This is a genomic window from Asaia platycodi JCM 25414 (assembly GCF_000614545.1).
GTDB lineage: Bacteria > Pseudomonadota > Alphaproteobacteria > Acetobacterales > Acetobacteraceae > Asaia > Asaia platycodi.
Genome location: NZ_BAKW01000010.1, coordinates 71942 through 97493 on the forward strand (window position 1 = coordinate 71942; position 25552 = coordinate 97493).

Annotated in this window: 21 protein-coding genes and 5 pseudogenes; 13 read left to right on the top strand and 13 right to left on the bottom strand. The window is 58.2% G+C overall.

All coding sequences use genetic code 11. The features are described 5' to 3' along the window. Positions 1 to 426: 426 nt before the first annotated feature. The 3 genes from JCM25414_RS26620 to JCM25414_RS09160 form a co-directional block, all read right to left on the bottom strand. Positions 427 to 594, bottom strand: a complete 168-nt coding sequence (locus JCM25414_RS26620) for a transposase (protein ID WP_159101738.1) — start codon at positions 592 to 594, stop codon at positions 427 to 429. Between the two features lie 699 nt (positions 595 to 1293). Further along, entirely contained in the window at positions 1294 to 1842 is a 549-nt protein-coding gene (locus JCM25414_RS22450; RefSeq protein WP_242403471.1) for an ABC transporter permease, read from the bottom strand. Positions 1843 to 2621: 779 nt separating this feature from the next. Further along, positions 2622 to 3116, bottom strand: coding sequence for an alpha/beta hydrolase (locus tag JCM25414_RS09160; RefSeq protein ID WP_148301025.1), 495 nt, complete (start codon positions 3114 to 3116; stop codon positions 2622 to 2624). Between the two features lie 411 nt (positions 3117 to 3527). On the opposite strand from JCM25414_RS09160, the gene JCM25414_RS09165 reads away from it, so the two are divergent. The 3 genes and pseudogenes from JCM25414_RS09165 to aroE all read left to right on the top strand — a co-directional run bounded on the left by JCM25414_RS09165 (position 3528) and on the right by aroE (position 6369). Continuing rightward, a complete protein-coding gene (locus JCM25414_RS09165) occupies positions 3528 to 4061 on the top strand; it encodes a cupin domain-containing protein (RefSeq protein ID WP_025841447.1) in 534 nt (177 codons plus the stop codon). A gap of 57 nt (positions 4062 to 4118) precedes the next feature. Then, positions 4119 to 5030, top strand: coding sequence for a LacI family DNA-binding transcriptional regulator (locus tag JCM25414_RS18770; RefSeq protein ID WP_242403472.1), 912 nt, complete (start codon positions 4119 to 4121; stop codon positions 5028 to 5030). A 479-nt stretch (positions 5031 to 5509) separates the two neighbouring features. After that, positions 5510 to 6369: pseudogene (gene aroE / locus JCM25414_RS18775) on the top strand (shikimate dehydrogenase). A 271-nt stretch (positions 6370 to 6640) separates the two neighbouring features. On the opposite strand, the gene JCM25414_RS09185 reads toward aroE, so the two are convergent. Further along, on the bottom strand, positions 6641 to 7333 hold the full coding sequence (locus tag JCM25414_RS09185) for an aspartate/glutamate racemase family protein (protein WP_081775862.1): 693 nt from the start codon (positions 7331 to 7333) through the stop codon (positions 6641 to 6643). A 224-nt stretch (positions 7334 to 7557) separates the two neighbouring features. Here JCM25414_RS09185 and JCM25414_RS26030 point away from each other — a divergent pair, with 224 nt between their 5' ends. The 5 genes and pseudogenes from JCM25414_RS26030 to JCM25414_RS18785 all read left to right on the top strand — a co-directional run bounded on the left by JCM25414_RS26030 (position 7558) and on the right by JCM25414_RS18785 (position 12389). After that, positions 7558 to 7689: a hypothetical protein gene (locus tag JCM25414_RS26030; RefSeq protein ID WP_277911177.1), complete on the top strand. Its 132-nt coding sequence runs from the start codon at positions 7558 to 7560 to the stop codon at positions 7687 to 7689. 103 nt (positions 7690 to 7792) lie between these two features. Continuing rightward, positions 7793 to 9135 (top strand): annotated as a pseudogene (locus JCM25414_RS18780) (NAD(P)-dependent oxidoreductase). Positions 9136 to 9137: 2 nt separating this feature from the next. Further along, positions 9138 to 10406, top strand: coding sequence for an NAD-dependent dihydropyrimidine dehydrogenase subunit PreA (preA, locus tag JCM25414_RS09200; RefSeq protein ID WP_025841449.1), 1269 nt, complete (start codon positions 9138 to 9140; stop codon positions 10404 to 10406). Between the two features lie 17 nt (positions 10407 to 10423). Further along, the gene (locus tag JCM25414_RS09205) at positions 10424 to 11659 is read left to right on the top strand and encodes a M20 family metallo-hydrolase (RefSeq protein ID WP_025841450.1); all 1236 of its coding nucleotides are present in this window, start codon (positions 10424 to 10426) and stop codon (positions 11657 to 11659) included. A gap of 85 nt (positions 11660 to 11744) precedes the next feature. Continuing rightward, positions 11745 to 12389, top strand: coding sequence for a TetR family transcriptional regulator C-terminal domain-containing protein (locus JCM25414_RS18785; protein ID WP_242403473.1), 645 nt, complete (start codon positions 11745 to 11747; stop codon positions 12387 to 12389). On the opposite strand, the gene JCM25414_RS09215 is transcribed toward JCM25414_RS18785, so the two are convergent. Further along, positions 12361 to 13803: an NCS1 family nucleobase:cation symporter-1 gene (locus JCM25414_RS09215; RefSeq protein ID WP_025841451.1), complete on the bottom strand. Its 1443-nt coding sequence runs from the start codon at positions 13801 to 13803 to the stop codon at positions 12361 to 12363. The two genes, JCM25414_RS18785 and JCM25414_RS09215, sit on opposite strands and share 29 nt — an antisense overlap. 132 nt (positions 13804 to 13935) lie before the next feature. On the opposite strand from JCM25414_RS09215, the gene hydA reads away from it, so the two are divergent. Continuing rightward, positions 13936 to 15330: a dihydropyrimidinase gene (gene hydA, locus JCM25414_RS09220; RefSeq protein ID WP_025841452.1), complete on the top strand. Its 1395-nt coding sequence runs from the start codon at positions 13936 to 13938 to the stop codon at positions 15328 to 15330. 19 nt (positions 15331 to 15349) lie between these two features. Here hydA and galE read toward each other — a convergent pair whose 3' ends face one another. The 4 genes and pseudogenes from galE to JCM25414_RS09240 all read right to left on the bottom strand — a co-directional run bounded on the left by galE (position 15350) and on the right by JCM25414_RS09240 (position 20843). Then, positions 15350 to 16339, bottom strand: coding sequence for a UDP-glucose 4-epimerase GalE (gene galE, locus JCM25414_RS09225; RefSeq protein WP_025841453.1), 990 nt, complete (start codon positions 16337 to 16339; stop codon positions 15350 to 15352). Positions 16340 to 16913: 574 nt separating this feature from the next. Beyond that, positions 16914 to 18226, bottom strand: a pseudogene (locus JCM25414_RS18790) (bifunctional folylpolyglutamate synthase/dihydrofolate synthase). A 64-nt stretch (positions 18227 to 18290) separates the two neighbouring features. Continuing rightward, a complete protein-coding gene (gene accD / locus JCM25414_RS09235; RefSeq protein WP_025841454.1) occupies positions 18291 to 19166 on the bottom strand; it encodes an acetyl-CoA carboxylase, carboxyltransferase subunit beta in 876 nt (291 codons plus the stop codon). A 195-nt stretch (positions 19167 to 19361) separates the two neighbouring features. Then, on the bottom strand, positions 19362 to 20843 hold the full coding sequence (locus JCM25414_RS09240; RefSeq protein WP_025841455.1) for a sugar porter family MFS transporter: 1482 nt from the start codon (positions 20841 to 20843) through the stop codon (positions 19362 to 19364). A 67-nt stretch (positions 20844 to 20910) separates the two neighbouring features. Between JCM25414_RS09240 and JCM25414_RS26035 the strand changes: the two genes are divergently transcribed. Beyond that, positions 20911 to 21036, top strand: coding sequence for a hypothetical protein (locus JCM25414_RS26035; protein ID WP_277911178.1), 126 nt, complete (start codon positions 20911 to 20913; stop codon positions 21034 to 21036). Positions 21037 to 21069: 33 nt separating this feature from the next. Here the strand turns inward: JCM25414_RS26035 and JCM25414_RS18795 are convergent. From JCM25414_RS18795 to JCM25414_RS09265, 4 genes and pseudogenes are all read right to left on the bottom strand, one after another. After that, positions 21070 to 21884: pseudogene (locus JCM25414_RS18795) on the bottom strand (metal ABC transporter permease). Beyond that, complete coding sequence (locus JCM25414_RS24965) at positions 21871 to 22320, bottom strand: ATP-binding cassette domain-containing protein (protein ID WP_081775863.1); 450 nt, start codon at positions 22318 to 22320, stop codon at positions 21871 to 21873. Before JCM25414_RS24965 ends, JCM25414_RS18795 begins: the two are co-directional and overlap by 14 nt. Beyond that, positions 22257 to 22547 (bottom strand): ATP-binding cassette domain-containing protein, encoded by a 291-nt coding sequence (locus tag JCM25414_RS21765; protein WP_148301026.1) that lies wholly within the window; start codon positions 22545 to 22547, stop codon positions 22257 to 22259. The genes JCM25414_RS24965 and JCM25414_RS21765 overlap by 64 nt, the downstream gene beginning before the upstream one ends. After that, positions 22540 to 23403, bottom strand: coding sequence for a metal ABC transporter solute-binding protein, Zn/Mn family (locus JCM25414_RS09265; protein WP_025841458.1), 864 nt, complete (start codon positions 23401 to 23403; stop codon positions 22540 to 22542). Before JCM25414_RS09265 ends, JCM25414_RS21765 begins: the two co-directional genes overlap by 8 nt. Positions 23404 to 23493: 90 nt before the next feature. On the opposite strand from JCM25414_RS09265, the gene JCM25414_RS09270 reads away from it, so the two are divergent. The 3 genes and pseudogenes from JCM25414_RS09270 (at position 23494) to JCM25414_RS18805 (ending at position 25550) form a co-directional block, all read left to right on the top strand. Next, positions 23494 to 23994 (top strand): Fur family transcriptional regulator, encoded by a 501-nt coding sequence (locus tag JCM25414_RS09270; protein WP_025841459.1) that lies wholly within the window; start codon positions 23494 to 23496, stop codon positions 23992 to 23994. A 24-nt stretch (positions 23995 to 24018) separates the two neighbouring features. Beyond that, positions 24019 to 24504 carry a hypothetical protein gene (locus JCM25414_RS09275; protein ID WP_025841460.1) on the top strand — a complete coding sequence of 162 codons (486 nt, stop codon included), beginning with the start codon at positions 24019 to 24021 and terminating at the stop codon, positions 24502 to 24504. A gap of 115 nt (positions 24505 to 24619) precedes the next feature. Beyond that, positions 24620 to 25550: pseudogene (locus JCM25414_RS18805) on the top strand (asparaginase). The last annotated feature ends 2 nt before the right edge of the window (positions 25551 to 25552 follow it).

Here is a 25552-nt window from a genome sequence, read left to right on the forward strand (position 1 = left end):
GTACTGCGACCTTTGCGTGATAGAATGACCGGCAGGATCCCGTGGGCCAACAGATTTCGGCGGAAATTGTCTTTGTCATGGCCCCGGTCGGCCAGCGTGGCTATGGGTTTTGGAAGAGGCAGCTTCATAAGGCTGTCCGTGGCTTCATAGTCCCAAGACCTGTCCCTCCGGTAAGGTCAAAGCCGAGAGAGTGTTCCTGATTATCACATCGGGAATGGATTTTCCTTGCAAAGCCACTGCGTACCCCCCCCTGAATGAGCCTCTCTTTTGCTCCAGTGGCCTGTGAATGCGCACGAACTACGATGCTGCCGGTCATATGTTTCCAATCATCGTCTAGCCTCAGATCTAACAGGGTTTGCAAAAGAGCATCCCAGACGCCTGTTCAGCCCAACGTCGGAACCGTATATGGACCGAATTTCACTTGCCTTAGCGCTTATGCATGTTCCGCCAAGGGCAACCTGTTCGCAAAATATGCAGCATATCACTCAGAAACTGGCGTTTGTCTCCAGATGGACGTGCCAACCGCCTACGCTCAGACGGTAGAAGTAGACCACTTATCGCCCATTCCAGATCCGCCAATTCGAATCGTGCCACACGTGTTCTCTCTATTTAAGACCCGCAGACAGAAAGAGAATCAGATCTCAAGTGGATCGTATAAATCTTTTGTCAACATGACCTAGGAGGAGATGAAAGGTAAGCTCTAACATCATTCATCCAACTATACTGGCGCCCCAACAGGCTATATCTGCGTGATGATACATCTTTGGGTGATTTTCATTCAATGTGAGTTTTTAAAATTACGTTATGTGAGCAGCTTTGAATATTTTATACGATCTAACTCTGAATGACACATAACCAGAGCGCGTCACGCCGCTTAGAATCGCCCGTGGGCGCATAGATAATGGCTGGTGTTGCTGTAGCGCTCCCCAACAACAGCAATAGCGCGTTCCGCTGCACTAGTAGATGACGCACCCAGACTATGGCGATGCATTTCCGCTTCGCAGGCACATTGCGAGACTCGACCTGCGCTAACACTAGGACGGCCCACACCGTTAGAGCGGTAAAATGAGGAAGTTTGGTTTATCCAAATGACCCTATATATCCGGTCGCTTCGCTCTACCCAAGTTCCCAAGCCCGCGCACTAGAGCCGTATTACCGTCCATCTCTGCAAATGGCTGCTGAAAAATCAAACAAATTCGACGCGCGACCACAAAACAGAAGAGCATATTTACGAGAATAGCTATAAATTACAGGTTGAATATTTCGGAACTAATATTTCCGTCAATCAAATTTCTAATTTATGTAGATATATTTCTTCGAACGCAATGTTAAAGATACACCTATGAGTATCAAAACAAAATTGATCCATATAGAATATATTATATCATAATGTGCGTGCGCGGTATAACCAAACTGGCCGGCCCGTATCATTTCGATACTATCGACACTTGGAGATAACAACAAAATCCAGCGATAATGCGGCGGTATCCAGTCTACCATAACGAACGCACCAGACAAGGGCAGGGATAGATATGATAGTACATTGATCGATTTTTCAAAAAGTTCACTTCTTTGCGTTAGCGGCGCAACAATAAGTGCTGTGGCAAAACAAAAAAGTATTTGAAATAAGGTGCCCACATAAATCAAACCTATATTATGAGGCGGCTTCATAAAACCAAAAATTATAGCTAACGAAGAAACTAATATTCCTGCTCCAATTACCCCCATCACCTCAAGCGTCGTCCTGGAAACAATAATGTCTAGAGGCGTTACTTGCCTATGAAAGAGTAAACTTCCATTTGCTTCGAAGGCCAACACTGCTCTACCATGCAATGGCGCCACATTGTAAGCGGGACATATCCTGTAATGACGATAGCTGTAGTCGGCAATCCGTGCTCATGGGCGGGACGGATGGCGCTCCAAACAATGGCGACTCCAGCACAAAAAAGGATTGGCTCGCCTATAATCCACAGGAAACCGAGGCCATGGCGCCCAAAACGCGTGTGGAGTTCGCGCATCATCAGAGCACCAATTACGCGGAGTTGCAGCGCAAACAAGGAGGAGAGTGATTGAGATCTCATATAAGTGATAGCAGCCTCAGTCGTCTGGGCTTCCCATTTACATCGTGTAGATAAGCCATGCAAACTGGCCTCGAGACTGATGCAAGGCTGTTGCGGTGGGTTTCGATAGACCTCAGGCGCGTCAATCGATCAATATTTACCCTACGTTGACTGCAAAAAAATGTCTCTCTTTTAATGCGCGTTATAACTTAGTTTAATCCGCGTCTGCAACGATATGTCTAACCGAGAAGAACGGGCACTTAGGTTTTCACGTACCTAGTTGCAACAGCGATCAACTGTTTAAAATACGCCCACAAGCTTTCGAATGGACCACTTTTCTGCTGTGCCCAGCTCACGCCACGCTTGCGTTGCCCGGGCACCACCGATATTTTCTGGGGCAAGTCACTACGGCGGTACCCCTTCCGCTAGGAGGTCATATCTCGATCTGCGGCTCCCAGATCCATAACGCATCGTCGGAAGTCACTAATTGTATTGCGCTACACGGTACAGCGCAATCCCCTTCGTCGGCTCAGCACATGAGCCAGATTGTGGGAAACGGCCCTAATGCTGAGTGTCCAAGCCGATCTTGTGCACGAAGTTGCTCAGTACTTCCAAACCGCCCGTCTCTAGCAAGGTTGAATGCGTTCCCTGCTGAGTCGTCCATATCTGTTTAGGTTCCGGGGCAGCATTGAAGACGGCAAGGCTCTGCGCTGGAGGCACCGTTGTATCGCGTAGCGTGCGCATCACGAGAAGCGGGATTTTCAGACCCGAGATGCGGCCGAGCGTGTCGAACTGATTTTTCAGCAGCAAATGCACAGGCATATAAGGATAACGCGACGAGGCTACATCGGCGATGGTGGTATAGGGCGCGTCGAGCACGAGCCCTGCAACCGGATGGGCAAGCGCGGTGCGCAGTGCGACATTGGTGCCGAGCGATTCCCCGTAGAGAACGATCTGCCTGGGGCGATGCCTGATCTTGCACAAATCCCAGTCCGGCAGCGGCGTCGAGCACGAGACCCGCCTCGCTCGGTGAACCCGGATTACCTGCGTAGCCACGATACTCGACCGCGAGCAGACCCATTCCCTCCTGGACTAACAGGGCAAAGCGGCGGGCGCGGGATGTGATCGAACCTGCATTGCCATGCAGATAAATCAGGATCGCTCCCCCCGAAACTGGCGGCCGATAATAGGCTTTGAGATCCAGGCCGTCTGACGTGTGCAACGTCACCATGCGCGCGCCCGGAATGAGCGATGTCGGGTCGCTGAGTGGCGTGGAGTCAGCGGGAAAGACCAGACTATCCTGCCTGACGTACAGAAAACCTGCGACGACAAGATAGACGGCGACGGCACAGACAAGGAAGATCGCGGAATATCTGATCACGATTAAGGGTCTCGGAACGATTTTCAGGTACGGACGTAGTCAAAGGGATGTGACCTTCCGTAACCCGATTGTCGAGAGTCAGATCGATGAAATATTTATGGCCTCTCCCGCTCCTGCTGGCTTTTTTCGCAGCAGCAGCGCTGGCACAGGCGGCTGAAAAGCCAGATGAAAAACCTTTGCGGAGCTATCAGCATCTCTGGACCGACAATAACGGCATAAGTCATATCACACGCTGCCCTGTTTCGAATTTCTTCCTGAAAAGCATGTCGCCCCCTGCCGGACCGCAATGGCAGGACCCCATGGCACCGCAGACAGCGACACTGATGATAACCGTTCAACCGCGACACTGGAACGGCGCCTGGCATCCCGATCCCAAGCCGCAATGGATCATCCCGCTCAAGGGGCGCTGGTGGGTGCGCGCGATGGACGGGACACGCATCGAGATGGGACCGGGCGATATCCTCTTTGGCGAAGATCAGGGTGTGCGCCCCCTGTCAGATGGCCCTTACAAAGGAAAGAAAGGACATGACGCCGGCAATGTTGGTGATGATGAGGTAACGCTTCTCGTCATCCAGTCCGCCAGCCCGCCAGAAATCAACAAGCCATGCCGCTACAATTGAAGCTCATCCATCATGCTGTGATCGCCCGCCTGCCAGCATTCGTGTCATCATGGTCTCATGACCAAGCGTGTGATCACCTCTATCGATGTCGCCCGGCTTGCCGGCGTCTCGCAATCGGCCGTCTCAAGGGCTTTTTCCTCCACAGCCAGCATTTCGCCCGAAACAAAGGAACGTGTATTTCGGGCAGCAGAGACGCTGAATTACCGCCCCAATCGCATCCCCTCGATCATGCTGACAGGGCGTTCCGGTATGATCGGCATTATTGTGGGCGGGTTGCAGAATCCGCTCTACGGCTCCGCGCTGGAACAGCTTTCGGCAGGCATTCGCAACGCCGGTTTTCAGGTTTTGCTGGTTCAGGTCATCGATTCCGTTACGCTCGATGCCGCGATCGACCAGCTTGCCGGATACCGCGTGGATGCACTCATCACCGCACTCGCCATTGGTCTGGAGAAAACAGCTGTCGCGCTCTCGGCTCTTGGCATACCCGTCATCGCATTCAACTCCCCCCTCACGGGGCCAAGCATTTCATCAGTGCGATCGAATAACAAAGAATCCGGGCGCCTCGTCGCCAGAATGATGGTGGCCAAAAAGATCGAACGTCCGTTCTGGTTGGCTGGACCGGCCCGCAATGCGGCATCCCAGGCCAGAAAAGCAGGTTTTTTTGAAGGCTGTGCTGAAAATGGCCTCTCCGTGACAACGCTGGAAGGCGATGACAGCTATCAGAGCGGGTTCGACGCCGTCACAAAAGCCCTCGCCGAAGGATACCGCCCGGACGGATTGTTTTGCAGCAACGATCTGATGGGCTGCGGTGCGCTCGATGCCCTTCGCGATCGACCAGGCTGCTCCTGTCCTGAGAACATCATGGTGGTTGGCTATGACAATATTCCACAATCGGCATGGCAGGGCTATCAACTGAGCAGTTTCGACCAACGCGCCGACGCCTGGTGGCTGCGGCTCTCGATATCCTGACGCGATCCCTGGCGAGCCCGGAAGAGCGTCATTCCGAAACCTGTGTCATCGACGCCAATCTGATTCAACGGCGCAGCACGGCAAAAACGGTTTAGCCGACAGGTGGGATGACTGCCTGCGCGCCGGCTATACGACCTGAGCCATTCTGGCGACGGCTCAGATCCAGACGCCCACCGCGGCAAGGTTCGCGCTCAACGTCTGCGCGCGAACGGTAAAGCAGGACCAATGAGCGCGCATACCGAACCCTTGAGATTGCTTTTCGCCATACCCGCTTCGCTCAACTGTCTAATTAAACGGACAGAGTGAATCAGATCTCAGACAGTTCGTGAGTGTCTGCCACCAAGGTAGCGTGAGCGTGTAAACAAAGGACAGCATGGCTGGGAATCCAACCTTTAGACGCAACCATTGTCCTTCAGGTCGCATTATTGCATAGCTATGCAATTCGCAGACTTAGCCCTGCTTTGCCCCGGAGGCTCCGTATGACAGACCGTTCCTTCCGTTCGATCCTGACAGGCTCTTTCTCGACACCCTGCGCAAAAAACCCGACCGTCGCCATGATGGAGGCGGGTTATGCCAAGGCGGAATCGATGCACGCTACATCAATTGCGATGTCAAACCCGACAACCTTGCCGCCGCAATCGCGGGCGCCAGGGCCATGGAATGGGCCGGGTTCAATTGCTCGATCCCCCACAAGATTGCCGTTCTCGACCATCTTGACGCGCTTGCGGACTCGGCGAAGATCATCGGCGCCGTCAACTGCGTGCAGATCCGCGACGGCAAGCTCACCGGCAATAATACTGACGGCAAAGGCTTTCTCGCATCGCTACGCAAACTGGCCGATCCCAAAGGTAAAACCATTTTTCTTCTTGGAGCGGGCGGTGCCGCGCGCGCCATAGCCGTCGAACTTGCCCTCGCCGGCGCGCGCCACATCACTATTGCCAATCGCAGCGTGGAAAAGGCACAGGCCATTGCCGACCTCCTGGCCGAACACACCGAGTGCAACGCCGAAGCCCAGGGCTGGCCGGAAGGGCTGCGCATCCCTGAAGGGGTAGACGTGCTTATCAACGCGACCTCGATAGGACTCGGCGATGACGAGGCGCTTCCCCCCATTGATACCAGCACGCTGGCCAGCGCGGCTATCGTCGCCGATGTCATCCCCAACCCGCCGATGACAAGGTTGCTGCGTGAGGCAAAAGCGCAGGGTTGCAAGACACTCGATGGCCTCGGCATGCTGGTCAATCAGGGTATCATCGGTGCCGAGCTGGTGGTAGGCGCCAAACTCGACGCCGGGATCATGGAAAAAACTCTGGCCGATATTTTCGGGGTTCAGGAGCCATAACGTAACGTGATTGGCCGGTTGCCGAAGGAGGATGCTGCGCCTCCCGATCTGTTCCTGGTGAAACGCTGCCAACGAACTGGACCATCACACCCCCGAAGACGCGCGCTCGATCTGGCCTCAGCGCCTTCTGCTTCCTCGAGGCGGAAATCTGATCCATGACAGCAGATCGGCAGAAGGCAGCTCATTGTGTGCGCTGCCTCGCGATCAACCGGATCTTTGGGGCTCGACCAGCCTGAGCGTTCAGCCTTGATAGAGTTGACAGACCCTCACCCTATCCTCGCATTAATGCCCTTTCCACAGCAGCACGGGCATGAAGGAATGTGGTATCAAAAAGCGGTACTGCGCAGTCCCTGGCTGAGACAAGCAAGGTGATTTCGGTGCAGCCCAGAATGATGGCCTCGGCACCAGCCTCGTTCAGCCTTGTCATGATCCTGCGATAAATCTCGCGGGATTCCGGCCTGATCCGTCCCGTAACGAGCTCTTCGTAAATGATGCGATGGATCTCGGCCCGATCTGCCGCATCGGGCACGATCACATCCAAACCGTGTTTGTCCGCAAGGCGCCCCTTGTAGAAATCCTGCTCCATGGTGAAAGCGGTGCCAAGCAAGCCGATTTTCTGAAACCCTGCCTTCCTGATGGCTTCGGCTGTCGGGTCGGCAATATGCAGCAGGGGAATAGCGAGCGACGCCTGGATCGCGGACGCCATACGATGCATGGTGTTGGTGCAGATCACCAGAAATTCTGCACCGCCATTTTGTAGACGCACAGCAGCGTCTATCAAACGCGCGCTCAGGGTCTCCCAATCGCCACGGTGCTGCAACGCCTCGATTTCGCTGAAATCGAACGACCAGAGCAAACAATGTGCCGACGCTGTAGGGCCCAGACGCTCTCTCACCCCCTCGTTCAGCAGACGATAGTACAGCGCCGAACTCTCCCAGCTCATCCCACCCAAAAGCCCGATCATCTTCACTACCGCAACTCCCCGACGCAAAGACTGACCGTCGCCGATTACGGGTTTACAAGCAAATAACCGATTTTTTGGCCATTCAGCCCGATACGGAAATTCCGCCCGAAATCGACATATCGCGAAGATGATAGGCACTCCTGACACTCAGCCGTGCTTCTTCACCACGAAGATAGTTTCTGTATCTCACTATTGTACAGATTCAGTGCCTGAAGCAGATAACGATGATGCGCAGACCGCCCGACTTCTGGTGGGTAGAGACTATCGATCCGCATGGCTGGGGTGCCTCCGCTCTATGCGACCCTATCGGATCTCGCATTTTCGGTCTCGATTTCGCGCAGTTTTCGGGCGGATAGTGCACGCTCCACAAACCTGAACATATGGTCAAAAATAACTTGCACTCGCGATCTAAACTTCCGTAACGTTCTTTTTGTGGAATGATTTGAAACGGAACAGCCCATGTGTCCTGACATTGCTTGCGGTCGCCTGAGCGACACTGTGCTGAGCCAGAATTTCGCCGACGCACATCCGGGCCTAACCGCAGAACAGGCGGGCCTTGAGGCCGATCGCTGTTTTTATTGTTACGATGCCCCCTGTATCGAGGCCTGCCCAACCGATATCGATATTCCGCGCTTCATCAAGGCCATAGCGTCGAAGAATATCGCGGGGGCGGCCAAAACCATTCTTCAATCCAATATCCTAGGCGGCTCCTGCGCAGGGTATGCCCGACCGAGATTCTGTGCGAGCAGAAATGCGTTCATACCGCCATCGAAACCCATAAGCCTGTGCGCATCGGCGCCTTGCAGCGTTTCGCAACCGACTGGCAGATGGCGCAGACCAATCACCCTTTCACGCGCGCCGCCCCAAGCGGGCGTCGTGTTGCCATCATCGGCGCAGGCCCCGCCGGGCTTGCCTGCGCGCATCGTCTGGCGCGCCACGGTCACGAGGTCACGATTTTCGACCGACACGACAAGATGGGCGGGCTGAACGAATATGGCGTGGCGGCCTACAAGCTGGCGGATGATTTTGCCCAGAAAGAAATCGATTTCCTGCTCTCGATCGGCGGCATCGGTTTCCAGGGCGGCGCGATCCTCGGCGAAACGCTCAGCCTTGCCACGCTGAGGCAGGATTTTGACGCGGTGTTCCTCGCCATCGGTCTTGGTGGAGTGCGGGCGCTGGGTCTGGAGCACGAGACCCTTGATGGCGTGCAGGACGCCGTCGCTTTCATCGAGACGCTGCGTTCTCACCCGCTCTCATCCAGCGCCGTAGGGCGCCGGGTTGTGGTGATCGGCGGCGGCAATACTGCCATCGATGCTGCCGTTCAGGCGAAACGCCTGGGTGCCGAGGAGGTCACGCTGGTCTATCGCCGTGGCGAAACGTCAATGTCCGCCACCTCGGTCGAACGCGAGTGGGCGCAGACCAATGGCGTGACGCTTCGTCTCTGGGCGGCCCCGCTGCGCCTCGAAACGGAGAATGGCACGCTGCGCGGCGTGCGTTTCAAGCGCACCGATCCTGGAAATCTACCTGCCAGTACACCCGCCGAATTCATGATCGAGGCTGACATGGTGCTGAAAGCCATCGGTCAGATTTTCGTTCCCACCCCCATCGCGCAGGACCAGATCCTGATCGAGAACGGGCGTATCGTTGTCGACGCGCAAGGCCGCACAAGTCTCAACAACGTCTATGCCGGAGGCGATTGCACGGCGGGTGACGATCTCACCGTCGCCGCCGTGCGCGACGGGCGAGAGGCGGCTGAGGCCATTCATGCCGATTTCAGCAATTCCGACGAGAGAGTGAACTGACCATGGCCGATCTGCGCACCAATTTCGCCGGGATCACCTCACCCAATCCGTTCTGGCTGGCATCTGCCCCGCCGACGGACAAGGAATATAATGTTCGTCGCGCCTTCGAGGCAGGCTGGGGCGGCGCTGTATGGAAGACGCTTGGCGAAGATCCTCCAGTGGTCAATCTCAGTTCGCGCTACGGTGCCCTTGCCTTTGGGGGCCAGCGTCTGATCGGGCTGAATAATATCGAGCTGATCTCGGATCGGCCTCTGGCGACCAATATTGCCGAGATCAAGCGCGTCAAACGCGATTTTCCCGATCGCGCGCTGATTGTCAGTCTGATGGTGCCTTGCGATGAGCATCGCTGGAAGGCGATCCTGCCTCTGATCGAAGAAACCGGCGCGGACGGAATCGAGCTGAATTTCGGCTGTCCGCATGGCATGTCAGAGCGCAATATGGGCTCTGCAGTCGGTCAGGTGCCCGAATATGTCGAGATGGTCACGCGCTGGTGCAAGCAGAACACCCGCATGCCCGTCATCGTCAAGCTGACGCCGAACGTCACCAATATCCTCATGCCGGCCCGTGCGGCCCGTCGTGCTGGCGCCGACGCAGTCTCGCTCATCAATACTATTCAATCGGTTATCGGGGTCGATCTCGATGCCATGGCGCCCATGCCTGTCGTGGGGGGAAAGGGCACGCATGGCGGGTATTGCGGCCCGGCGGTCAAGCCTGTCGCCCTGCGCATGATCGGCGAAATTGCCCGGGATCCCGACATGGCGGGCACGCCTATTTCCGGCATGGGCGGCATCAGCAATTGGCGCGATGCCGCCGAGTTTCTTGCCATGGGGTCGAATGCCCTTCAGGTCTGTACGGCAGCGATGCATTACGGCTTTCGCATTGTCGAAGACATGATCGACGGATTGTCGAACTGGATGGATACGAAAGACTACGCCACCCTGCCCGATCTGAGCGGCAGGGCCGTCTCACGCTTCGTGCCGTGGAACCAGCTCAACATGAATTTCCGTACGCTCGCGCATATCGACCAGAAAAGCTGCGTCGGCTGCGGGTTGTGCCATATCGCCTGCGAAGACACCTCTCATCAGGCGATTGCCAGACAGACAGGCCCTGAAGGACGCCAATACAGCGTGATCGAGGATGAATGCGTCGGCTGCAATCTCTGCGCCCATGTCTGCCCGGTGGATGACTGCATCACTATGGTGCCCCAGCCTGTCGAAAGCGAGATGACCTGGCTCGAACACCCGGCCAACACGCACAGACTCGACGCGTAAGAAGCGAGAGGCAGAACATGAGCAATATCCGCATCGATGGCGCCGCCTTATGGGCCGACCTGATGGAAACGGCCCGCTTCGGCGGGACCGAAAAAGGCGGTATCAAACGCCTGACCCTGACTGAGGAAGACCGTCAGGTGCGAGACTGGTTCACCGCTGCCTGCACACGCCTTGGCTGTACGATAACCGTGGACGCTCTGGGCAATATGTTCGCCCGCCGTGCGGGTCTGGACGAGTCCCTGCCGCCGCTCACCATGGGCAGTCATCTCGACACCCAGCCGACAGGCGGAAAATTCGACGGCATTCTAGGCGTTCTCGGCGGGCTCGCCGTGCTGCGGGCTCTTGATGAATCGGGGCACGTTACCCGGCACCCGATCGAGCTGATCAACTGGACGAACGAAGAGGGGTCGCGCTTCTCTCCTCCCATGATGTGTTCTGGCGCGTATGCCGGGGCATTCACCGAGCAGGAGGTGCTCGACAAGCATGACCGCGCAGGTATCCGTTTTGGCGATGCGCTCGACGCCATCGGCTATCGGGGACAAAAACCCTGCCGTGCCACGCCGATTGCGGCCTATTTCGAACTCCATATCGAACAGGGGCCTATTCTGGAGGTCGAGAACCGCGTGATTGGCGCAGTGACCGGCGTGCAGGGCATGCGCTGGTATGAGGTCACGATCACCGGCAAGGATGCTCATGCGGGCTCGACACCCATGACCCTGCGCAGCGATGCGCTATTAGCGGCCGCTACCATGATCGGTGCCATTTCGGATATTGCCCGCTCTCACGCGCCTCAGGCGCTCGGCACGGTCGGGCTGATCGAGAACAGGCCGAACAGCAGCAATGTCGTGCCGAGCGAGACGCTTTTCACTGTCGATCTGCGCCATCCCGACGACACCACCGTCGCCATGATGGAGCAGGACATGACAGCGCGTTTCAAGACCATTGCCGAAACGACGGGGGTTACGCTGTCGATCAGACAGATATGGGATGCACCCGCCGTTCCCTTCGACCCATGCTGCGTTGCAATGGTCGACGAGGCCGCCAGCGAGGCAGGTTTCGAAGCCATGAAAATTGTCTCCGGCCCCGGTCACGACGCCGCCTATATGGCGCGTGTGGCACCCACGGCCATGATTTTCGTTCCCTGCCGCGACGGTCTCAGTCATAACGAATCCGAAAATATTACCGAAGCTGAGGCTGAGGCTGGTGCCAATGTGCTTCTCGGCGCGTTGCTACGGGCGGATCGTGCGTTCTGAAGACAGTTTCTTGCCGCCTGCGCGTGCCTCGACCACCACCCTGACCTTGTGAAGCGGGATTTCTGACGAGAGGATCGAACGCCCTGTGACAGATGTCTGCGAGCCGACGAAAGGCAGAAAACCCAGCGCGCCACGCCGCGCAACCCTGCCGCAGATCCTAAATGCCGCAGAATGGACTTTCGGCACGCGCGGGCTGAAAGGCGCACGCGTCGAGGAAATTGCCGCACTCTGCGCCATCCCCAAAGCCAATATCCTCTATTATTTCCGCACGAAAGAAGACCTGTATCAGGCCACTCTGGCGAGGCTACTCGAAATCTGGCTGGCAGACGCCGATGACTGGCTTGCGGCGGAGCGGGACCCTCTTGAGGGAATGGAAGGCTATATACGCGCCAAGATGGCCTTTTCGCGCACACGGCCCGAAGGGTCGCGTCTTTTCGCGCAAGAGCTTCTTTCAGGCGGTCTGATGATTCAAGCTTCCTCAGAGAAACGCTGCGCGCTCATGTCGATCGTCATGCCGAGATTTTTCTTGACTGGCAGGCACAAGCTGATGCGCCCGATCGACCCGACGCATTTCCTGTGCCTGCTCTGGTCCGGCACGCAGGCCTATGCCGATATGCAAGTACAGTTCGAAGCCCTGCTTGACCGCACCACGCTGCGCGACAGCGATTACGAAACCGGAATCGCGACCTTCATGACGCTCATCAGGCCGCTTTTTGTACGGGCTGATTGAGGCGGGACAGAATGGCGTGACAAATACCGCCTGTCATGAATCCGATGACCCATGAAAAATTCTGAAGCAGAGCCAGAGCAGGCAGAAAAACCACCAGAAGACCAAGGATAACGGAAAGACCAAGCGCTGCCAGCGCGCGTGGGTTGATGCCCTTGCGATACCAGTATGCTGCGCCTGGCTCAGTACTGTAGAGCGCATCGGGATCGAGCTGCTTTCCCTGCACGAGATAATAATCAACGAGCAGGATGCTGGTCACGGGCGCGATGAAAAGCCCGAGAATATCGAGGGTCAGGTGGATGAGTTCGGGATGGGCATAAAAATTCCACGGTGTGAGCAGAATGGCCCCGATCGAGGCGATCACACCTCCCTGACGCCATGAAATTGACGCCGGAGCTATATTAGAGAAATCGAACGCCGCAGAAACGAAATTGGCCGAGATATTGATCCCGATCGTCGCGGCTACGAGGGTCAGGATGCCGACAAGAAGGATGGTCTGGCTATCGAACAGAATGATGGTTTCAGCCGGATCGATGATAAGTCGACCAAGCGCCGGTTGCGTCAGAACGATAGTCGTCAGCACGAGCAGGACGAAAGCCATGAAGTTGACGGGCAGACCCCAGAAATTGCCGCGTCGCACATCACCCATGGTGACGCCATAACGGGCAAAATCGCCGAAATTCAGAATAATGGCCGAGAAATAGGCAAGGGTGAGCGACGCCACGCCCAATGTGCCCCACAGGGAGGCATAGATCGAAAACCCGCCATGAGGCAGAACCGAAAAATGCCATGCCCCATGGGTCTTGAAAAGCAGCGCCGCATCGAGAACGAGAATGACGCCATAAATGGCCGGACCTGCCCAGTCGATGAAATGACGTATGGCCTCCATTCCGCGCCAGAACACGGCCAGTTGCAGCAGCCAGACAAACAGAAAAGCGCCCCAGCCAAGCAAGGACAGACCAAGTGCCCCATGACGATGCAGATCGGCATAGGACAGCACATCGGGAAAGAGATGCAGAATGAACAGGACGATGGCATTCGAGGCGAGCCAGGTCTGTATGCCGTACCAGCCGACCGCAATCACGCCACGCACCAGCGCCGGGATTATGGCCCCGTAAACGCCAAAGGCGGCACGTATCACGACGGGAAAGGGCACGCCTGCGCTCTGGCTGGGCACCGCCACCATATTGCACAGGAGATGCACCAGCAGAATGGCCAGAACCAGCCCGGCAAGCACAGCCCCCACAGGCAGACCCATGGTGAAGAAACTGCCAAGCGTCAGATATCCCGCGACGCTATGGACATTGGACATCCACAGAAAAAGATAATCGCGCCATGCCCAGTGCCGCGTCTGTACCGGGGCAAGATCGACATTCGATAGCGGGCCTGACGGCAAGACTGCCTCTCGCTGTGTCATCAACTGATGCCCTGCCTCAATAAATCCCGAAAGAAATCGAGCCATAGATTGACCATATGGTCAGGCTAGCCCTATGATTTCGATAATACAACGATATTCTGTTTCGGGCCTTTCGGCGACGGGAACATGCACATGCTACTGATCAAGGGCGGGACGATCGTTACCGCAGAGCGGCGTTTCAGATCCGATATCCTGTGCGACGATGCTGGCCGGATCGCAGAGATCGGGCCCGATCTCAATGCGCCAACAGGATGTGCTATCGTCGATGCAGACGGACTTCTGGTCATGCCAGGGGGTATAGACCCGCATACCCATATGGAAATGCCCTTCATGGGCACAACGGCAAGCGACGATTTCTTCACAGGCACGGCGGCGGGCCTTGCGGGTGGCACGACGAGCATCATCGATTTCGTCATTCCCGAGCAGGGACAATCTCTCTACGAGGCCTGGCGCGACTGGCGGGGCAAAGCTGAAAAAGCCGCCGCAGATTACGGCTTTCATGTTGCCGTGACGCATTGGGACGCTCAGGTTCACGAGGATATGGGGCGCCTCGTGACAGAAGGTGGCGTGAACTCGTTCAAGCATTTCATGGCCTATAAAAACGCGCTGATGATCGACGATTCGGTCTTTCTGCGCTCGATGCAGCGCGCAAGAGAGCTGGGTGCGCTCTGCACCGTTCACGCCGAAAATGGCGATGCCATCGCGTTTTTGCAGGCGCAGCTTCTCGCTCGGGGCGAGACGGGGCCACAGGCCCATCCCCTCTCTCGCCCGCCCGCCATAGAGGGCGAGGCGGCACAGCGCGCTATTACTCTGGCCGCGCTCGACGACACACCGCTTTACGTGGTGCATGTCTCGACCGATGAGGCAATGCAGGCTATCGCGGCCGCGCGTCTCAAGGGGCTCAGGGTTTATGGCGAGGTTCTGCCGCAGCATCTCGTCTTTGACGAGAGCGTCTATCGCAACAGCGACTGGCTGAAGGCGGCGCGCCATGTCATGAGCCCGCCCTTCCGACCGGTCTCCCATCAAAAGGCGCTCTGGGGCGGACTGGTTTCCGGTCAGTTGCAGACCACGGCGACGGATCACTGCTGCTTCTGCCAGGATCAGAAACTACGCGGACGTGATGATTTTACCAAAATCCCCAATGGCGTGCCCGGTATCGAGGAGCGCATGAGCGTTCTGTGGCATCACGCCGTGGTCAGCGGTCGGATGAGCGCCGAACAATTCGTGGCCATCACCTCGACCAACACCGCGCGTATCTTCAATCTCTATCCGCGCAAGGGCTGCATTGCGCCGGGTGCCGATGCCGATCTCGTTCTGTGGGACCCTTCAGCCAGCCGAACCATGACGGCCCGCGCCCTGCACCAGAATGTCGATTATTCGCTCTATGAAGGCATGACACTGACAGGTCTGGCCAGAAAGACGATCAGCCAGGGCGTTGTGGTCTGGGATGACGGCATTCTGCGCGCCGAGCGCGGCAAGGGGCGTTACGTCAAACGCGCGCCTCTGGGGAGGGTACGCCCCCTTTAAGAACCCGCAAACCCGGAATTCAGGCGATGCCATAGCCGTCCGGATGAGATTCTCTCCAACGGAAAGCCGTTTCGACGATCGTATCGAGCGCCGAAAGATGCGGGGACCATCCCGTATCTTTCATGAATTGGGACGGATCGGCGACCAGTGTGGCCGGATCGCCCCCGCGCCTCGGAGCGGCTTCCCAGGGTAGCTTGCGCCCACTGACACGTTCGACCGCCTCGATCACCTCGATATTCGAATACCCGCGACCGGTGCCCAGATTGAAAACGACACTTTTATCATCGATCTGGTCAAGGGCATGAGAATAGGCCGTGCCAAGATCACCCACATGCAGATAATCCCGCACGCAGGAACCATCGCGCGTCGGATAATCTGTGCCGAACACCTTGAGCGCAGGACGGCGACCGAGCGCCACGTCGATGGTGAGCGGAATCAGGTGGGTTTCAGGCCGATGGTCCTCACCGGCACGCCCTGCAGGGTCTGAGCCCGCAGCATTGAAATAACGCAGGCAGGCGCTACGCAGGCCGTATATCCGATCGGCCCAGTGCAGCACGCGCTCGATCATGTATTTGCTCTCTCCATAGGGAGAGCCCGGTTCTATCGGGGCGTCGGGCGGAATAGGCTCATCGCGCTCCGGCCCGCCAAACAGCGCTGCCGTTGAAGAAAAGACGAATTTACGCACATCGTTATCGACACAGGCCCGGATCAGATTGAGAGACGAAACCCCGTTATGCTCGAAATAACGCAGCGGGTCGGCCATGCTCTCGCCCACCAGAGACAACGCTGCAAAATGCAGAACCCCATCGAAAGACTGACTGGCCAGAACTTCCTGAGTCGCTGCGAGATCCATCAGATCGGCATGATGAAATCTTGCAGCCGTGGGAATGGCCTCGCGATGTCCAGTGCTGAGATTATCGAGCACGACCACCTCATGACCGGCATCGAGAAGGCTGAGAACGGCATGACTGCCTACAAAACCGGCCCCACCAGCCACCAGATAACGCATCGCTTCCTTCTCTCCACTCTCGAAGCCAGATATGAATGGCTCACATTCATGGCGACGCATTCAACCCGCCAGAGAGAACGAACGGCAGGAAATGCACATTCCATGCCCTCTTCAACCGCGCGATCAAAGTGCCTGTGTCACTTCACCCGACAATGAGGGCAACGCGCGCTTCAATTTCTCCGTCAGATCAAGCGTCTGCATTCATTTTATCTTTATCTATTTAACAAGAAATTTCTTACATCGGAATGAAAATTATTGTTATCGAGATATAGTACGAAAATATTTCTTGTGTTTTCCTCGATTTCACTAATGAATTAGCTTCCTGTCGTCGTCCGCACGATATTTCTTCAAAACTGCTGACGGCTCCAGGCGGAAACCACTGCTTCTTCTGCCAGCATTACACGCTGCTCTCTCGTGCAAGAAGTCGCGCTTCACGAGCGCAACGTGGGAAGCATCCTGCCGATCAATAGGGACCCGACAGATAACGCTGCGCCACAAAGCGCCGCCATATCGTGTCAGAGTTGATAAATCCCTCCATGATCAGTCGCACTCCAAGAGGCCTTGTGAGGACGCATTACCGCGGGATCGACCCGTCCTGCTTCAGCACCACCCCTGCCAGATAAAGACTGCCACAGATCAGCACACGGGATGGTGGCCCCTGCAAGCCGGGCAGAATAGCCGCGATGGTCGGACCGGGCAGTGCCTCACCGCCAGAAGCGTTTACGATGTCTTCGACGGGCAGGGCGAGATGCTGGCCCTCTTCGCTCACCGCATAGAGCCTCGTGGCATGGCGCTGGACCGGACGCAGGAAGCCTGAGGCGTCCTTGCTCTGCTTCATGCCCACAATCACATGCAAGGGTCTGTCCGACCAGGCTGCGAGCGTCGGAGAGAGCGCCTCGCCTGCATTGGGGTTGTGACCGCCATCGAGCCAAAGCTCCCATCCTTCCGGCAATTGCGCCGCCAGCCTGCCTTCCAGACGCTGCAGGCGCGCGGGCCATTGCGTTCGGGCGATACCGGCCCAGGCCGTGTCCGGCATCGGCAATCCGCTGGCGCGCAACGCCGCAACAGCCAGCATCGCATTACCCGCCTGATGCACGCCTTTGAGGCCTGGAGTGGGTAGAGTGAGCGTACCCAACGGATCGTGATAGGACATGGTGCCATCGGCCTGTTGCTCGATAACGATCTCGCGCCCGACCTGCCACAGGGGCGCGGCACAGGATTCCGCCTGAGCCTCGATCACAGATCGTGCCGCTTCCTGCTGAGCGGCACAAACGACCGGCACACCCGGCTTGATGATGCCCGCCTTTTCTGCGGCAATCAGGGCCAGCGTGTCGCCCAGAAACGCCTGATGATCCAGATCAACGGGGGTGATGACGCAAGCCGCAGGCCTGGCCACCACATTGGTGGCATCCAGTCGTCCGCCCAGACCGACTTCAAGAATGACCAGATCAGCCTGTTACGCGCGAAAAGCAGAAGTCCCGCCGCTGTCAGCACCTCGAACACGGTAATGGGGTGACCCGCATTGATGCGTTCGATTTCCTCGAGCGCTGCGACAAGCGCGTCTTCACTCACCAGTTTTCCAGCGATACGGAAGCGTTCGGTAACATCAACCAGATGCGGGCTGGTCATGACATGCACCGACCATCCGGCGGCCTCGGCGATGGCACGCAGCGTAGCGCAGGTACTGCCTTTGCCGTTGGTGCCTGCCACATGAATGACAGGCGGCAAGCCACGCTCGGGGTTTCCCAGCTTGTCCAGCAAGGCACGAAGACGGTCGAGAGAGAGGTCTATGAGCTTGGGATAAAGTGCCTGAACCCTGGCCAGAACGGCGCCGGTCCGGCCCTCATATTCATCGCTGAGCTTGGCCGGGGGCGCTTGGGCTGTCATGGAGATCATCCGAGGGGTAGCAAAACCTCCGCTCCATTACGCAGAGCGGGGGACAGTCATTCTGTCAGGCGGCTTCGACAGCGGCCTCGATGGCAGGCTTGTTCATCATCATGCCGATCAGACTGCCAAGCTTCGCATGCAGGTCATGACGCGACACGACCATATCGATCATGCCGTGGTCGCGCAGATATTCCGAACGCTGGAAACCTTCGGGCAGCTTCTCGCGCACCGTATCCTGAATCACGCGCGGGCCGGTAAAGGCAATGAGCGCCTCGGGTTCGGCAATCTGGACATCGCCCAGCATGGCGAACGACGCCGACACACCGCCCGTCGTCGGGTTGGTCAGCACGACGATATAGGGCAGGCCTGCGTCCTTGAGCATCTCGACGCCAATGGTCGTGCGCGGCATCTGCATGAGCGACAGAACGCCCTCCTGCATGCGAGCGCCGCCAGAGGCGGTGTAGATGACAAGCGCGGCCTTTTGCAGCACGGCAAGTCGGCAGGCCGCTATAAAGGCTTCACCCAGTGCCGTGCCCATGGTGCCGGCCATGAACTCATAGGCCATCACCGCGACGACCGCATCGTGTCCACCGATCTTGCCATGAGCAACAGCCAGCGACTCATCAAGATGCGTCTTGGTCTTGGCGTCCTTCAGACGATCAGCATATTTCTTCTGGTCGCGAAAGCCGAGAGGATCGCTGGGAACCTTGGGCAGTTCGATCCTGGTGTATTTACCGTCGTCGAATGTCCAGTCGAGGCGTTCGGTCGCCTTCGCCTTGCCATGATGGTTGCAATGCGGGCAAACGCGCTGCGCCTTCTCTAGGTCCTTGATGAGAATCATCTGCGAGCAGGAGTCACAGCTGGTCCAGAGGTTATCAGGCACCTCGCGCTGCAAAAGGCCACGGATTTTCGGTCGAACGTATTCGGTCAGCCAGCTCATCTTGATCCTACTTCTCGCTTGTCCCGCATGCGGAAAGCCCCATGCGCCGGGACGCTGCGGTCTGGATGGCTCCAGTCACTATGAGGGTGCTTTTAGCGATCTTCTGATTGTAATGCCAGTTCCACAAGCAAGGGCGGCTCCCGCTGAAAGAGCCATCCTGCAGGGCGCTTCCCGATCGAAAGATAGCCGTTAAGTTCAGGCGGCCGCTTCTTCCTGCTCGTCCTCGGATACGATGCGTGTCTGGCCGCGTACCGGGCGGAAACGCTTTTCGTGCAGGGCCAGCTCGATATCCTCAAGCGTGGCGCCGGCCGTTTCCGGCACGAAGAAGAAGATGAACAGCACCGATGCCAGATTGATGGCGGCATAGAACCACATCGTGCCGCCCAGCGTGATGAGCTGCACCAGTGTCAGTGCCGTACCGGTTACCAGAAGATCCGAACCCCAGAGCGTCGCGGCGTGAAGGCTTGTGGCCTGACCACGCATCGAAAGCGGAAACATCTCAGCGCCAAGCAGCCAGCCACAGACCTGGATGCCGCCCGAATTGAACGCCATGAACAGCAGCAGGAACACGATCACCAGATAAGACCCGACACTGTTCGGTGCGGGATGCATGGCGAACACGATGCCCAGCCCGATCAGACTGACGATCGAGCCCGGCCCCATGATCAGCATGAGACGACGGCGCCCGACGCGATCGACGATCAGGCAGCCGATGAAGGTCATGATGCAATAGGTTATGGCAACGCCCAGCGACGCCATTAGCGCGGAAGACGCACCGAACCCGGCATCACGCAGGAAGGTCGGGGCGTAATAGATCATCATCTCCAGACCGCCGCACTGGGTGAAGAACGCCACACCGAGTGCTGCCACCAGAGCAGGACGCACCCAGGGACGGAAAAGTCCCTTCCAGCCACGATTGCGCGGATCGGTAGCCTCTGCGTTCTCGCGCATTTCACGCACTTCCTTGCGGATGACCTTCTTGGAAGTGCGGATACGCCCCAATTCGATAATCGCGCGCTTCATCCCCTCATTCTCCGCCGTCCAGCGTGGGCTTTTGGGCATGAAGAACATCGAGACGAAGACGATGGCTGCAGGCAGGGCGGCGAGTCCGACCATGGGGCGCCAGCCCCAGGCCTCGCGCTGGGTAAACCCGATGATATTGGCCAGAAGAATGCCAAGCCCGATCGCCACGTTGAACATGGTCACCAGCGTGCCGCGTTTTTCGGCAGGGGCCAGTTCGGAGATGTACATCGGCACGACCTGGGTAGAGCCGCCAACGGCAAACCCGAGAAAAACGCGGGCAACGATCAGCAACCACACATTCGGAGCGAAGGCACAGGCCAGCGCGCCCAGCACGAACACGCCGCTCACGAGAGTCACGCAGGCCCGCCGTCCATATTTTTCAGAAAACGATCCGGCTGCCAGCGCACCCAGAATGGCGCCAGCAAGAATGGCGGAAGCCACCATTTCCTGCATCGTGCTGCTGAGATGAAAATCATCCGAGATCAGGAGCAGGGCGCCCGAAATGATGCCCGTATCATAGCCGTAGAGCCCACCGCATATGGCGGCTACGACGGCAGCCAATATCAGGATGTATTTCGCATAGGGCGAAACCTCGATCGGATGATCGTCGTGATGCGTCGCTTCGGGGCGAACCGTCTCTGAATTATTTTTCATGACGATATAACCGGATACCTGCGATTTGGTTTAAACTAGTCGGGTAAAAAGGAAGAAGGAGCCTTTTATGGCCAGACCAACCAAGCCAAAAGCCGACGTGCCCACGATCAATGTGCGCGAGTTGATCATCATGCATATCGTGCTGGCGACTTTCATCGTAGGAATCATGATGCTCGACTGGCATCTCAACTGAAGAACACCCGACCCGTCAGGGCGGGTCTAACCATCAGCGCGTTGCCGGGGCGAGAAACCGTGCCGCGACATAGCTGAGTGCGGCGCCGAGACTGATCCAGAACGATACCGGCGCATCGGTATACCAGGACAGAACGAGCCCGCCCCATGACAGCGCCAGCGCCAGCAGCGCTGAGCAGGCAAGGCCCGCCCAAGGGGCGAGACCCAGCCGGAGCACGCAGGCCGCTGGCCCGACGAGCAGGCTGAACACCAGAAGAATGCCGGTCGTCTCCGAACAGATGGCCGTTGCCAGTGCAACGAGACTCATGAAGCCGCAGGCAACGAGCCTCAGCCTGACGCCTTTCGCCGCCGCCAGATCGGGGTCGAGACTCGCGAAAAGCAGGGGCCGTGCCAGAAGGCACAACCCGGCCAGACACAGCCCGGCAAGCAGAAACAACAGGCGCAGGGTCGCATGATCCACCCCCAGCACATTCCCGAAGAGCAGCGCTGTCGTACTGCTGACCGGCGCATGCTGCCATTGCAGAAACAAGAGCCCCAGCCCGAGACTGGCCGCCAGCACAAGTCCGATCACGCTGTCCCGGTGATTGGCCGTCGCCGCATTGGCGCGCAGATCGCCCTCGGCCTCCCATCCCAGCACCAACCCTGCGGCGACCGCAGAGAGTGCCATGCCCAAGAGCGGCGTCAACCCGATCAGCACAGCCCCTGTCGCGCCGGCAAAGCGATATGAGACAGGGCATGGCCAGCGAAACTCTGGCCGCGCAGCACCAGAAACCAGCCCACCAGGCCGCTCAGCACTGCGACGACACCCGATGCCAGAAAGGCATTCTGCATGAATTCATAATGCAGCATCGCGCAGCTCCAGTTTCTGCCGAGAGATCTGCAGCACGTGATCGGCAAAGGGTCTGACGGCCTCCAGCCCGTGGCACGACATCAACACCGCCATGCCCGTCTCGCGGCAGCGCGCATGCAGCATGGCGAGAATTTTCTGCTGCCCCTGAAGATCCATGCCGCTCAGCGGCTCGTCGAGAATGAGCAAGGCAGGTCTGTCGAGCAGCGCCTCCGCAAGAAAAAGCCTCTGTCTTTCCCCGCCGGAGAGCTGACTCAGCGGCTGCTCGGCCAGCGCCTCGGCGCCGGTAAGCGCCAGTGCTGCGTTCAGACCCTCTGCAAGCCTGCGCCCCCAGCCCGGCAGACCGAAACGCGTGCCATGCCACGAGGCGGCAATCAGGCACGTCCGGTCAGTTGCGGAGCAGGAAGCCGGCGCTCCTGGGGCATATAGCCGATCGATTTGCGTGCGGCGCGGGGCGTGCGACCCAGCACCGTAATCTTTCCTTCGCGGGCAGGGTGCAGCCCAAGCAGAGCGCGCATCAGCGTCGTCTTGCCGTGGCCATTTGCCCCCGCCAGCACCGTGAAACTGCCCGGCGCCAACACAAGATCGGCCTTTTCGACGAGCAGGCGCGTACCATGGCTCAGCGTCACACGATCCAGAAGGATCGCAGCAGGGGTCTCAGCCATGAACACCCAGCGCCGCAACCAGCCTGTCGAGTCGGGCTTTCATCCAGTCCTGCCAGGACTGCCCTGATTCGGGAAATTCGTCGAAGCTCACAACAGTCACATGCGAGGCCCGCGCCAACGCCTCGATACGGGCCAGAGACGGGCTTCTGACAGCCGGATTGACGATCAAAATCCGCACCTGGCGGTCGCGCAGCGCGTCTTCCAGACGGGCGACATCGCGAGGCGCCGGGTCGTCGTGATTCATGGCGGCAAGGGCGAATTCAGGGTCGACCACCTCAATACCGAGCGCCTGAAGCAATGGTCCGCCTACGGGCTCGGCCACTGCAATTTTCATACCCTGCGTCTGTGGCCGAAGCTTTTTCAGCCTGTCGGAAAACGCTGCGATGACAGCATCCATATCGTTCTGACGCGCCTTGATTGACATTGCGTCACCAGGCAGACGCGCGGCCAGCTCGGTAGAAAGCGCGGCAACCAGGCGTTTCACCGCTTCGGAATCGTCGAAGAGATGCGGATTGTCGTTTGGAGCCAGCCCCGCCAGCGAGGCGACGGAAATCACATGGCGTGACGCGCTGGGCTGGGCGGCCAGCAAAGGCGACACCCAGTCGTCATAATGACCGCCCATCATCAGAACGATATTGGAATCGGCCAGCTTGCGCGCCATATCGGGCGTGACCTGAAAATCATGCGGGTCGATACGCGGCGAGGTGAGAATGCTCGTCGTGCTGACGGCACTGCCCCCAAGGGCTTCGGCCAGATCGCACCAGAGCGCCTCGGCACAGAAAACCTTTACCGGCTCGGCTCTGGCAGAGCCCAGCAGGGTCAGAAAGCAGATCAGCAGGAACAGGGTCTGGCGCAAAAAAGTCGCCTTTAGTTATATTATAACGACTGAGATACGCGATATAGAGGCGGAACTCTGGTCAGGACAAGCCGGAAAAGGAATTCCTTCATGCTCAACAGCACGGCCACGACCGAACTGGACCCGTTCTCGCCCCAGATTCTCGCGCTTCTCGACCGTGCCGCCGCGTTCTGTGCCACACGTGCCAGCCGCCTGACAGATACCAGGCGCCTCGTGCTCGGCCTGATTCTCGAAAGCAGCAAGCCCGTGGGCGCGTATGACATTCTCGATCATCTTCGACAATATCAGCGCAACGCCGCCCCTCCCACGGTCTATCGCGCGCTCGATTTTCTTCTGGCCCAGGGCCTGATTCACCGTATCGAGCGTATGAGTGCCTTCATCGGCTGCGCTCATCGTCTGGAGTGTCATCATGGCCATGGTTGCGGTCATCGCGCCCAGTTTCTGATCTGTAGCGGTTGCGGGGCGGTCAGTGAGGTGGAGGACAGCGAAATCTCACATGCCATCACCAGCGCGGCGCAGAAGATCGGTTTCAAGCCGCATCAATCGACGGTCGAGATCGAAGGACTTTGTGCCATTTGCCAGCAGGGCTGACCTTTCTGGACCGCATGCTGCGCCATGGCCCGCGCTGACGGATTTCCGCTTGTGGGCGGTGCCCTCCACTCTCGCCGCGAGCGCATGCCCCGCGTCACGAGGCAGGAAGAAGCGCCTCGCGCGCAGCCTGACCTGTTCGACTATGTACCCCCTGTCAGACGCACCCATCTGATGCCGGAAGAAGCCCCGCTTCTCATTGTCACGACACGGGCTTTCTCCGAGAAAGAGCGCGAGGATGGCTGGCTCTACAGCCTGCTGCCTGCCGCGCGGGCGTTGTCGGTCATGGATGAGGGGCTGACCCTGGATGCCCGCGAGCCTCTGATGTTCTGCGAACGGCCTGCGCTTCTGCCGCTCTTCACCGCCGCTGACGAAGAGACCGCCGAGACCGAGACGACACTGCTGCGCGTACGCAGGACCCATATCGCCCCCTGGCTTGAAGATGACCCTGATATGAGTGCGCGTCTTGGCGCAGCCTGCTATCTGCTGTCGCGACAGACACCGATCGGCTGAGGCCGGTCCCTACCCCTGATCGTCATACAAGGATCCCGTCATGGACGATATCGCCCTTGCTGAAGTCACGCGCGGCGGACGCATCGAATCCCTTCATCTCGGCCGTATCGCCGTTATGGACGATACCGGCCGGGTCGTTCAGGCGCATGGCGCCATCGACAGGCCGGTCTTTCCACGCTCGACGGTCAAGGCCCTTCTGGCCCTGCCTCTGGTAGAGACCGGCGCTGCCGACCGCCTTGGCTTGAGCGATGCCGAATTGGCGCTGGCATGCGCGTCACATGGTGGGGAGCCACGTCATGCCGAGACCGCAGCCGCCATGCTGGCCAAAGTCGGTCAGACCCTGACCTGCCTCGAATGCGGCGCCCACTGGCCCACCTATGAAAAGGCTGCTCACACTCTCGCTGCCACAGGTGCCAGGCCGACCGCCCTGCATAATAACTGCTCGGGCAAACATGCCGGTCTGATCTGTCTGTCGATCGACCAGTCTCTTGACCCTGCGGGTTATATCGACCCCAGCCATGGGGCGCAGCGTCAGGTGACCAATGCGCTTGTCATGGCCACCTCCGTCCCACATAATGGGGACAATCGCGGTCTCGATGGCTGTTCCATGCCAACCTACGCCATTCCGCTTTCGGCGCTGGCTACCGGTTTTGCCCGTTTCGGCACAGGAAGAAATTTTTCATCGGGTCATGCGTCGGCAGCCGCGCGTCTGCGTTCTGCTGTCGCGTCCGAGCTTCATGGTGGCGGGGAGCGGACGTTTCGATACGACATTGATGGCGCATTTCGGTAACCGAATCTTTTGCAAGATGGGTGCAGAAGGGGTGATGGTCGCGTCTGTGCCCGAACTCGGGCTGGGGATTGCGATCAAGACCGATGATGGCGCGAACCGGGCGGCAGAGGTGGCTCTGGCCTCGCTTCTGCTCGGGTTCGACGAGGCTGGCTGGTCTGACTCAGACCGCGCCGTGCTGACCGGATTGTCGCATCAGGTGATGAAAAACTGGAACGGACGAGAAGTCGGCACACTACGTGCCGCCGGAAGAGGATAAGA

Coding starts and splice junctions, on each gene's coding strand:
- JCM25414_RS09165 (WP_025841447.1), top strand. CDS start 3,528: ATGAAATATTTATGGCCTCTCCCGCTCCTGCTGGCTTTTTTCGCAGCA.
- JCM25414_RS18770 (WP_242403472.1), top strand. CDS start 4,119: ATGACCAAGCGTGTGATCACCTCTATCGATGTCGCCCGGCTTGCCGGC.
- JCM25414_RS09185 (WP_081775862.1), bottom strand. CDS start 7,333: ATGATCGGGCTTTTGGGTGGGATGAGCTGGGAGAGTTCGGCGCTGTAC.
- JCM25414_RS26030 (WP_277911177.1), top strand. CDS start 7,558: ATGATGCGCAGACCGCCCGACTTCTGGTGGGTAGAGACTATCGATCCG.
- preA (WP_025841449.1), top strand. CDS start 9,138: ATGGCCGATCTGCGCACCAATTTCGCCGGGATCACCTCACCCAATCCG.
- JCM25414_RS09205 (WP_025841450.1), top strand. CDS start 10,424: ATGAGCAATATCCGCATCGATGGCGCCGCCTTATGGGCCGACCTGATG.
- JCM25414_RS09215 (WP_025841451.1), bottom strand. CDS start 13,803: ATGACACAGCGAGAGGCAGTCTTGCCGTCAGGCCCGCTATCGAATGTC.
- hydA (WP_025841452.1), top strand. CDS start 13,936: ATGCTACTGATCAAGGGCGGGACGATCGTTACCGCAGAGCGGCGTTTC.
- galE (WP_025841453.1), bottom strand. CDS start 16,339: ATGCGTTATCTGGTGGCTGGTGGGGCCGGTTTTGTAGGCAGTCATGCC.
- accD (WP_025841454.1), bottom strand. CDS start 19,166: ATGAGCTGGCTGACCGAATACGTTCGACCGAAAATCCGTGGCCTTTTG.
- JCM25414_RS09240 (WP_025841455.1), bottom strand. CDS start 20,843: ATGAAAAATAATTCAGAGACGGTTCGCCCCGAAGCGACGCATCACGAC.
- JCM25414_RS26035 (WP_277911178.1), top strand. CDS start 20,911: ATGGCCAGACCAACCAAGCCAAAAGCCGACGTGCCCACGATCAATGTG.
- JCM25414_RS21765 (WP_148301026.1), bottom strand. CDS start 22,547: ATGGCTGAGACCCCTGCTGCGATCCTTCTGGATCGTGTGACGCTGAGC.
- JCM25414_RS09270 (WP_025841459.1), top strand. CDS start 23,494: ATGCTCAACAGCACGGCCACGACCGAACTGGACCCGTTCTCGCCCCAG.
- JCM25414_RS09275 (WP_025841460.1), top strand. CDS start 24,019: ATGGCCCGCGCTGACGGATTTCCGCTTGTGGGCGGTGCCCTCCACTCT.